Here is a 710-nt window from a genome sequence, read left to right on the forward strand (position 1 = left end):
GACTCAACGTCGGATTCACTAAGTGATTCAATTAGCGGTAGTGACTCAACATCCGATTCACTAAGTGATTCTGTATCAGGCAGTGACTCAACGTCGGATTCATTAAGTGATTCCGTATCAGGTAGCGATTCAACGTCGGATTCATTAAGTGATTCCGTATCAGGCAGTGATTCAACGTCGGATTCATTAAGTGATTCAGTATCAGGTAGCGATTCAACGTCCGATTCAATGAGTAATTCAGAATCAGGTAGTGAATCAACGTCAGATTCAATGAGTAATTCAGAATCAGGTAGCGAATCAACGTCAGATTCAATGAGTAATTCAGAATCAGGTAGCGAATCAACATCCGATTCAATGAGTAATTCAGAATCAGGTAGCGAATCAATGTCCGATTCAATGAGTAATTCAGAATCAGGTAGCGAATCAACATCAGATTCAATGAGTAATTCAGAATCAGGTAGCGAATCAACGTCAGATTCAATGAGTAATTCAGAATCAGGCAGCAACTCAACGTCAGATTCAATGAGCGACTCAGAATCAGGCAGCGAATCAACGTCAGATTCAATGAGTAATTCAGAATCAGGTAGCGAATCAACGTCAGATTCAATGAGTAATTCAGAATCAGGTAGCGAATCAACATCAGATTCAATGAGTGATTCAGAATCAGGTAGCGAATCAACGTCAGATTCAATGAGTAATTCAGAATCAGG

At 40.0% G+C, this 710-nt stretch carries 1 protein-coding gene; it reads left to right on the forward strand.

The genetic code is table 11. The features are described 5' to 3' along the window. On the forward strand, window positions 1-710 hold a 710-nt coding region (locus TT13_RS11175), incomplete at both ends, for a hypothetical protein (RefSeq protein WP_190279629.1).

The organism is Weissella oryzae SG25, from assembly GCF_000691805.2.
GTDB lineage: Bacteria > Bacillota > Bacilli > Lactobacillales > Lactobacillaceae > Weissella > Weissella oryzae.